The sequence below is a fragment of the Collinsella sp. LCP21S3_A9 genome (genome assembly GCF_052118785.1).
GTDB lineage: Bacteria > Actinomycetota > Coriobacteriia > Coriobacteriales > Coriobacteriaceae > Collinsella.
This window is the reverse complement of sequence record NZ_JBQKGN010000022.1, coordinates 20,669-28,100: the sequence shown is the minus strand read 5'-3', so window position 1 is coordinate 28,100 and position 7,432 is coordinate 20,669. Positions and strand designations below refer to the sequence as shown.

Genomic DNA, 7,432 nt, shown 5'->3' with positions numbered 1-7,432 from the left:
CCTCGCGATCTCCCTGCACGACGCCCTGCGCTCCAGCATCCTCTGGACCGTGTCCCGCTCGTGCCTCGTGAGCCTTCCGTAGGCCCTCGGGACCGCCCTTGCGGAGCCGCTTTTCTTCTTTCCGGACATGCCGTCCTCCGATCTCCCGGGGCCGGCCGATCCGGCCCTCAGGGTATCGGGTTCCCACATTCATCCGCACATGTGCGGATGAATGTGGGAGGTGTTCGGATGAAGTTGATAATCAAGGGGAGCGATGCAATTTAAAAAATGCCAAGTTTTTGGTTTGCACTTTGCGATTCCTCGTGTATACTGACTTTCGCATTTAACGGAGAGTTGTCCGAGTGGCCGAAGGAGCACGATTGGAAATCGTGTAGGCGTCAAAAGCGTCTCCAGGGTTCAAATCCCTGACTCTCCGCCAGTTAATTCCAAAGCAGGCCTTTGTGCCTGCTTTGTTTTTACCCCACGCGGAGGGGTGGCAGAGTGGTTGAATGCGGCGGTCTCGAAAACCGTTTGGCCTGTATAAGGTCACGAGGGTTCGAATCCCTCCTCCTCCGCCATTTTGGTTGAGAAAGCTCCCAACAAAGGGAGCTTTTTTGTTTTGAGTCCCTTACAGACAAATACGGCGGCGGAGGAGGGGTTCGAACCCGCCAGGGCGTTCAACACCAATCTAGATCTCCAAACATGTACATCACCCTCCAAAGATGTCAAAAAATGTCGTTTTTGGATGCTGATGTACATGTTTGGAACCTGTGACCGCGCCCAGTTCCGACCGTTTACCGAGCAATGGGGTCACGACCTCCCACAACCATGTACTATGTACGGGCATTTTCCAATCCAACTACCCAAAGGAACCCACCTTGCCCGTCATCGCCACTGTAATCGTTACCGCACACGCCTCGGATGCCATGGTTGCCATCCCGTTTTGGCTCGAGATGTTCGCTGTCGTCGCGGCGTCGATTTCGGGCGTGCTGGTTGCGCGCGAGCACAAACTCGATCTGGTGGGCGCCGTCGCGCTCGCCGTGGTCTGCGGTCTGGGCGGCGGTCTTTTGCGCGATATGACACTCCAGGTGGGCAACGTCTACATCCTTAACCAGCCCATGGCGCTTCCGCTGTCCATCGCCACGGCGGCCATCATCTACATCTTCCCTGCCATCGTCGACAAGCCCGACAAGCTCATCCCCCTGCTCGACATCATCTCGGTGGGTATTTATGCGGCAACCGGCGCAGATAAGGCGCTCGTGTACGGATTTGCACCGGTCGTGTGCATCATGATGGGCTTTTTTACCGCGGTAGGCGGCGGCATGCTGCGCGATGGTTTTATGGGCGTGGTGCCGGGTATTTTCCAGCGCACCAACTTCTATGCCATCGCGGCTATCGCTGGATCGGCAAGCTATGTTTGCCTTGTCATGAGCGGCTTGGTCAGCAATGTCGTCGCGCTGGTCGTTTGCGTCGCAGTGACCATGGGCCTGCGCTGGCTCTCGCTGCGCTTTGACATCAAAAGCCCCACCGAGGACGATATCGCGCGTTTCCTACATCGTAAAAAATAGATAGCACGGCCCGGCCCATCGCTAGGTGACAGCCTATCTACAACCGGCCGCAGGCCCGATATCCCGCGACGCCTTACGTAGGCAATTGCCCATGCAGAATACTGCAACCGCGAGTTTCTTTTAGAGCGAAGGCGCAATGGGTACCATATTGGTCGTATGCAAATCACCAAGCAAAGGATTCACCATGCCTCACAACCAACCCGCGGCGGCGCAACGTCACAACATGCGCGGACACCTCATTATGGCCTTCGCGCTTATCGCGCTGGCGTTTACCGCGCTGCCTTCCATGGCATTCGCCGGCACCGACACCGCGGGCAATGTTTTCGTGTCCGACGGGGATTCCAGTCCATCCGGCGTCGGGGGCGATCTGTACTGGGCCGGTCAAAGCCTTAGCCTGGACGACGCGTCCATCGACCGCGATATCATCGCCGCCGGCGAAAGTCTGTCGATTCGCGACTGCACCGTAGGCGGCGCCGTTCGCCTGGCGGCGCGCACCATCGATATCGCCAAGACCACCATTGATGGAAGCGTGACAGTTGCCGCTCAGCACGTCGTACTTAACTCCGGCAGTACCGCCAATTGCTTCTATGCCGCAGGTGAGACGGTTGCCCTGCGCGGCTCCGCCAAGTCGGCAGCGCTCGCGGGCAATACGGTAACCATCGACGGCACTGTCGATGGCGATGTTGAGGTCTGGGCCGACAAGCTGGTGCTCGGCAAAAACGCCAACATCACCGGTACCGTAAACGCTCATGTCTCACAGGACCCCGAACGCGCCGACGGCGCCAAAGTGGGGGCCCTCAAGATCGACCGCACCGAGAACGAGGATACCTCCACCGTCAACGACGTCATCGGCGGCATCGTTGCCGCAGCTCTTTCCACCTGCTTTGTCGCGATTCTCCTTGAGCTCGTCTTTCCGCGTGCAACAGCCAGCGCGGCCGGCATGCTTCACCAGCACCCCGCCCCGCTGTGGGTGAGCGGTCTTTTGGGCACGGTAGCCGCCGTTCCCGCCATCTTGCTGCTCATCATCTCTATTGCCGGCCTGTCGCTCGCCGGAGCCCTGATGTGCGGCGTCATCGGCATCGCCCTGGTCTCGGCGGCCTTTGCGGGCACCGCGATCGCACGCATGGTCGGGCACAGCCAGAACCGCTACGCCATGGCCGCCGTGGGCGGCGCTATCGCCGGCGCCCTTACGGCACTTCCCCTTATGGGCAACTTTATCAGCGGCGTAGCCTTCGTCTTTATGCTGGGCTATCTCATTCAGATCATCTGGCGCAACGCCCACGTCAAACCGCAAAAGGCCCCCAACACCCCGGGCCTTCCCTCCGCCTAACCGCCAACCACCGCAAAGGTGTCCTTCCTCTTTGTGGTGGTACAAAAAGGGCGCCGGCCGCGATGGTCGACGCCCTTTCTTGTGAATGCTACAGAGCTCAGCGCTTATTTGTTGACCTGACCGGCGCGAACGGCAGCCTTCTTGCGATCGGTGGCGTTGAGCAGACGCTTGCGCAGACGGATGTTCTTGGGGGTGATCTCCACCAGTTCGTCATCGGCGATGTACTCCAGCGCCTCCTCCAGCGAGAAGGTGCGAGGCGGTACCAGCTGCACGGAGATATCGGAGGTCGAGGAACGCTGGTTGCCCAGGTTCTTGGTACGGGCGATGTTGACGACCATGTCGCCGGCCTTGCTGCGCTCACCCACGATCATGCCCTCGTAGCACTCGACACCCGGCTCAACAAACAGCTGGCCGCGCTCCTGCAGCGTGCCCAGAGCGTAGGCAACGGCCTTCTCGGTGGTCATGGAGATCATGGCGCCGTTCTGACGGTTGCCGATCTCGCCGGCGTAAGGACCGTACTCCAGGAAGGTGTGATAGAACACGCCCTCGCCGTGAGTGACGTTCATGATGCGGTTCTTAAGGCCCATGATGCCGCGGGTCGGGATCTTAAACTCAAGGTGCGTCACGATGCCCGAGGTGTCCATGCTGGTCATAATGCCGCCAGAGGTGCCAAAGACCTCGACGACCTTGCCCGAGTACTCGTCCGGGCACTCGACGACAGCCTGCTCGACGGGCTCCATCTTGTTGCCGTTCTCATCCTTCTTAAACAGAACGCGGGGACGGCCGACCTGGAACTCAAAGCCCTCGCGACGCATGGACTCCATCAGGACGGACAGGTGCAGAATGCCGCGGCCCGAGACCTCGACGCCGCTCTTGTCCTCGAGCTCCTCAATCTTCATGGTCACATTGTTCTCGGCCTCGTTGAACAGGCGCTCCTTGAGCTGACGGGCGCCCACAATGTCGCCATCGCGGCCGACGAGCGGAGAGGTCGAGGCCTCGAAGACGATGGACAGGGTCGGCGGATCGATCTCGATAGGCTCGAGCTCGACGGGGTTCTCGGGATCGGTGTAGACATCGCCGATGTCGGTGCGCTCGATACCCACGACGGCGGCAATGTCGCCGGCGCCGACTTCCTGGCACTCGGTGCGGCCCAGGTAGTCGAAGGTAAAGAGCTGCTTGACGGTAGCGGTGGCGCTGGAACCGTCGTTCTTGACGACCAGGATCTGATCGCCCTGGCGAATGGTGCCGGAGTACACGCGGCCAATGCCGATGCGGCCGACAAAGTTGGAGTGGTCGATGGTCACGCACTGCATAGCGAGCGGCGCGGTCTCGTCAACCTCGGGCGCGGGCATGTCGTCGATGATCATGTCGAGCAGCGGGTACATGTCCATGTTGCCGTCGTTGGGGTCAAGGCGGGCAAAGCCATTCATGGCGCTGGCATAGACCACGTGCTCCATGGCAAACTCGAGCTGGTCGTCGGTGGCGCCCAGGTCGGCCATAAGGTCCAGACAGTCGTTGTAGGCCTTCTCGGGGTTGGCGCCCGGACGGTCGATCTTGTTGATGACGATCATGATCTTAAGGCCGGTGTCGATGGCGTGACGTAGGACAAAGCGGGTCTGGGGCATGGGGCCCTCAAAGGCGTCGACCAGCAACAGGGCACCGTCGGCCATGCGCAGCACGCGCTCGACCTCACCACCAAAGTCGGCGTGGCCCGGGGTGTCGATGACGTTGATCTTAACGTCCTTGTATTCGATAGAGATGTTCTTGGCGAGAATCGTGATGCCGCGCTCGCGCTCCTGGTCGTTGGAGTCCAGGACGCGATCCTCGACCTGCTGGTTGGCACGGAAGGCGTCCGTGGCACGCAGGAGCTTGTCGACCATCGTCGTCTTACCGTGGTCGACGTGGGCGATAATGGCGATGTTCCTCAGATTGTCTACGCGCATGTAGTTCCCCTATCTTCTATCTATATACAAACGGCACGCGTATGCGACCCGTCCAGCAATACAACGCTCGGCGGGAATATTGAGCCTTTTACCGAAAAACTCGTTTATTTTAGCGATTCTAGATGAGAGGGGTTTCCTCACCTGCAGGTTCAGGGTCGCTCCACATAAAACCATCGCCGGCGCCCATGCCCTCGTACAGCACATATGCCGAAAAACCGCTCTCGAGCGTGGTCTCGAAGAAGCTAACGAGCAAAGCGTCGTGATATCCGCCCTCGATCTCCACACAGCCGGTGTAGCCGATGGCATAGCGGGCGATGCGGCCCAGGCCTTCGTCCTTGAGACCCATCTTGTGCTCGGAGATAAAGTTGGTGGCAGCCTCCAGGCATGCCTCCTCACCGTCCTCGTCGAGAGCCGCAAGATAGCGGTTGGAGGCGGCATCCTCGATCGCCACGACAACGCCCGGGTTTTCACCGGCGGCAAGGTCGTCCAAAAACGCACCGATCAGATCGCACACCATGGCGTCGAGCTCGGCGGAGACGTTACCGGCGTCCTGCATATCCTGTGCCATCTTTTGACCTTCCCATCGCATTCGGCGTCGTTATAACTCCTGTGCCTCGGCCGCGATTCTGGCGGCAGCGTCACGGGCGCGAACCATATCCGCCGCGCGCTTGTCGAGCACCTTGATCTGGTTGGTCAGCATTACCGCATCGACCACGCCCCAGATCACCAGGCCCGTCGAAATCGAAAACCCAAGCGCACCAACTGTACCACGAAGCCGCGACAAGATTACCGCGGCAAGCGCGGAGACAACAACCATCTTGATATAGGAGTCACGGCGCTCGCGAAGAGTGCGAGCCTGCGTCACATACGCAATGCGCGCGGCCTCAAATGCCTCGGCGCGCATATGGGCCTCACGCGCGATAGCGGCTGCTTCGGCCGACACACTGGTACCCATCAGCGCTCGCCGTGCATCGTGCTCAACCGACATTTAGAAATCATCGGGCGAGAGCGTGTGGACAAACTCGTCAAACTTCTCGAACTCACTCTCGTCGTCAACCTCGTCGGCAAGCGGAGAGACGGTGCCCAAGCGATTCATGATGTCGTCCTCCACAAACATGGGGGCATTGCTGCGCACGGCAAGGGCGATAGCGTCGCTCGGTCGTGCGTCAAGCATACGCTCGCCCCTATCGGTGTGCACGACGACCGTCGCGTAGAACACCGGCGGCTCGGCGCGCACGATCTCGATACGCTCGATCTTCGCTCCCACCACTTCGATGGTATCGAGCAAAAGATCGTGGGTGATGGGGCGATCGGTGCGGCCGGTATCGATACCGCGGCTGATGGCCGCTGCCTCGTAGGAACCGGTCTGGATGGAAAGAGAGCGCAGCGGCGCGGACGAATCCGACTTACGGCAACGCTCGCGCAAGACGATCAGCGATGGCACGGGACCGGCGGCCATGACGATGGTCTCTATGTCGACACGAACCATGGAACACCTCCGGTACGTTGTGATTGGCATGCGCGACAGATCCGCCGCATTGAATAGCTATACTACCCAAACTTTCGCACCGCACACAAAAACTTATTGGATAGGTAAGAAAAGAGCCCCGAGGCAATAGCTCGGGGCTCTTTACGTTTTAGATGGTGGACCTGACAAGATTCGAACTTGTGACCTCCCGGTTATCAGCCGGACGCTCTAACCAACTGAGCTACAGGTCCATCATGGTGGAGGTTAGGGGGATCGAACCCCTGACCTCAGGCTTGCAAAGCCCGCGCTCTCCCAGCTGAGCTAAACCCCCACGGAGACAGTAATAAACACCCCAGCGGCGACTCGGCTCTCGCTGGGGTGTTTATTGCGAAAGAAAGTGGTGGACCTGACAAGATTCGAACTTGTGACCTCCCGGTTATCAGCCGGACGCTCTAACCAACTGAGCTACAGGTCCATCGCGCAAGGGATATATTAGCCTAGTTGCAAGATGGGAGTCAACAATTATTTGAGAATTTTTTTCTGCCGTATTCTCGCAGGTCAAGCATCCTATTGACCCTAACGGCAACAAAAAGGGCGAACCCGCTCTCGCAGGTTCGCCCCCATACCCCATCTACGCCAGGGCGGCAGAAAGTTGCTGGATTCCGTCGAACGCGGTCTCGGTGTTCTCGCCCGCGCGATCGATCTTTACAACCGAGCCTTTCCAAGTGGGCTCGGAGTCCTTGTCCTGAGCAGGCTTGTACTCGTCGGTCTTAACCACGTAGGCAAAATCGACTTCGTCGCGGTTGGGAAGATCCTGGGTATCAAAGCCGTACTCCAGACCCTCCAGAATCTCGCGCATGGCCTCGACGGTGCTTACGCCCGCCTGCAGCCTACGAACGCCTGTCTCGCTGTTGTACAGAACCGTGGGCGCCAGATACATCGTCCTGATGCGCTGCTGGCGCGTCTTCTCGAGCTTGTTGATCCAAACAACCAACACGGCGATCAGCACCCACCAAACGATGGAAATCACCAAGTCGAGCGGACTGTCGATCTTGTTGAATCCCAGCGAGTACCACAGGTACAGCAGGAAGATCGAAACCAAAGCCGAAACGGCAAGGACCAGATAGTTGCTCTTCTTCATGGC

The 7,432-nt window shown here is 59.2% G+C and carries 7 protein-coding genes and 5 tRNA genes; 4 read left to right on the top strand and 8 right to left on the bottom strand.

Translation table 11 applies throughout. From position 1 onward, the window contains the following. The first annotated feature begins 327 nt into the window (after nucleotides 1–327). From ACTQ05_RS08260 to ACTQ05_RS08245, 4 genes are all read left to right on the top strand, one after another. Nucleotides 328–418, top strand: a tRNA-Ser gene (locus ACTQ05_RS08260). Nucleotides 419–466: 48 nt separating this feature from the next. Further along, a tRNA-Ser gene (locus ACTQ05_RS08255) sits at nucleotides 467–557 on the top strand. Nucleotides 558–857: 300 nt separating this feature from the next. Continuing rightward, nucleotides 858–1,547, top strand: a complete 690-nt coding sequence (locus ACTQ05_RS08250; protein WP_229770653.1) for a trimeric intracellular cation channel family protein — start codon at nucleotides 858–860, stop codon at nucleotides 1,545–1,547. 184 nt (nucleotides 1,548–1,731) lie between these two features. Then, entirely contained in the window at nucleotides 1,732–2,877 is a 1,146-nt protein-coding gene (locus tag ACTQ05_RS08245) for a polymer-forming cytoskeletal protein (RefSeq protein WP_441538802.1), read from the top strand. A gap of 104 nt (nucleotides 2,878–2,981) precedes the next feature. Here ACTQ05_RS08245 and typA read toward each other — a convergent pair whose 3' ends face one another. From typA to ACTQ05_RS08205, 8 genes are all read right to left on the bottom strand, one after another. Next, nucleotides 2,982–4,820: a translational GTPase TypA gene (typA, locus tag ACTQ05_RS08240; RefSeq protein WP_154516764.1), complete on the bottom strand. Its 1,839-nt coding sequence runs from the start codon at nucleotides 4,818–4,820 to the stop codon at nucleotides 2,982–2,984. Between the two features lie 118 nt (nucleotides 4,821–4,938). Further along, the gene (locus ACTQ05_RS08235) at nucleotides 4,939–5,388 is read right to left on the bottom strand and encodes a hypothetical protein (protein ID WP_154516767.1); all 450 of its coding nucleotides are present in this window, start codon (nucleotides 5,386–5,388) and stop codon (nucleotides 4,939–4,941) included. A gap of 30 nt (nucleotides 5,389–5,418) precedes the next feature. After that, nucleotides 5,419–5,808 carry a hypothetical protein gene (locus tag ACTQ05_RS08230; protein WP_441015226.1) on the bottom strand — a complete coding sequence of 130 codons (390 nt, stop codon included), beginning with the start codon at nucleotides 5,806–5,808 and terminating at the stop codon, nucleotides 5,419–5,421. After that, nucleotides 5,809–6,309, bottom strand: a complete 501-nt coding sequence (locus ACTQ05_RS08225; protein WP_427748159.1) for a bifunctional nuclease family protein — start codon at nucleotides 6,307–6,309, stop codon at nucleotides 5,809–5,811. It abuts the gene before it with no gap. A 153-nt stretch (nucleotides 6,310–6,462) separates the two neighbouring features. Continuing rightward, a tRNA-Ile gene (locus ACTQ05_RS08220) sits at nucleotides 6,463–6,539 on the bottom strand. A 4-nt stretch (nucleotides 6,540–6,543) separates the two neighbouring features. Beyond that, nucleotides 6,544–6,619: transfer RNA gene (locus ACTQ05_RS08215), tRNA-Ala, on the bottom strand. Between the two features lie 67 nt (nucleotides 6,620–6,686). Then, a tRNA-Ile gene (locus ACTQ05_RS08210) sits at nucleotides 6,687–6,763 on the bottom strand. A gap of 156 nt (nucleotides 6,764–6,919) precedes the next feature. Further along, nucleotides 6,920–7,429 carry a hypothetical protein gene (locus ACTQ05_RS08205; RefSeq protein WP_441063256.1) on the bottom strand — a complete coding sequence of 170 codons (510 nt, stop codon included), beginning with the start codon at nucleotides 7,427–7,429 and terminating at the stop codon, nucleotides 6,920–6,922. Between the last annotated feature and the right edge of the window lie 3 nt (nucleotides 7,430–7,432).

What these genes read in the sequence shown, in the direction of transcription:
- ACTQ05_RS08225 (WP_427748159.1), bottom strand. Translation starts at nt 6,309, where the DNA reads ATGGTTCGTGTCGACATAGAGACCATCGTCATGGCCGCCGGTCCCGTG.
- ACTQ05_RS08205 (WP_441063256.1), bottom strand. Translation starts at nt 7,429, where the DNA reads ATGAAGAAGAGCAACTATCTGGTCCTTGCCGTTTCGGCTTTGGTTTCG.
- ACTQ05_RS08245 (WP_441538802.1), top strand. Translation starts at nt 1,732, where the DNA reads ATGCCTCACAACCAACCCGCGGCGGCGCAACGTCACAACATGCGCGGA.
- typA (WP_154516764.1), bottom strand. Translation starts at nt 4,820, where the DNA reads ATGCGCGTAGACAATCTGAGGAACATCGCCATTATCGCCCACGTCGAC.
- ACTQ05_RS08230 (WP_441015226.1), bottom strand. Translation starts at nt 5,808, where the DNA reads ATGTCGGTTGAGCACGATGCACGGCGAGCGCTGATGGGTACCAGTGTG.
- ACTQ05_RS08235 (WP_154516767.1), bottom strand. Translation starts at nt 5,388, where the DNA reads ATGGCACAGGATATGCAGGACGCCGGTAACGTCTCCGCCGAGCTCGAC.